Here is a 272-nt window from a genome sequence, read left to right as displayed (position 1 = left end):
TGTGTCGTGCAGAGCTTTCCAACTGGGACTTTGCTGTATTGGGAACAGGTATATTGAGAAATACGCTTGCCGTTGTTGGTACGGTGGACATACATCTTGCCGCCGCAATCGGCACAATAAAGCAAGCCTGTGAGGGGAGCTGCTTCGCCCCAGCCGTCCGGGTAGCGTCTGACATTCCCACGGATTTTCTGCACAAGGTCAAAGGTCTGCTGGTCAATGATAGCTTCATGGGTATTCTCGAAAATCGTCCATTCGTCCTCCGGGACATAATG

General features: G+C 51.5%; 1 protein-coding gene. It reads right to left on the bottom strand.

Annotation, left to right across the window (positions count from 1 at the left end; all coding sequences use genetic code 11):
• On the bottom strand, positions 1-272 hold a 272-nt coding region (locus DW826_RS18840; RefSeq protein ID WP_242994162.1), incomplete at both ends, for a recombinase zinc beta ribbon domain-containing protein.

It is taken from the genome of Clostridium sp. AM34-11AC (assembly GCF_003435375.1).
Classification (GTDB): domain Bacteria; phylum Bacillota; class Clostridia; order Lachnospirales; family Lachnospiraceae; genus Pilosibacter; species Pilosibacter fragilis.
The sequence above is the reverse complement of the archived record's forward strand: the minus strand, read 5'-3'. Positions and strand labels throughout refer to the sequence as shown.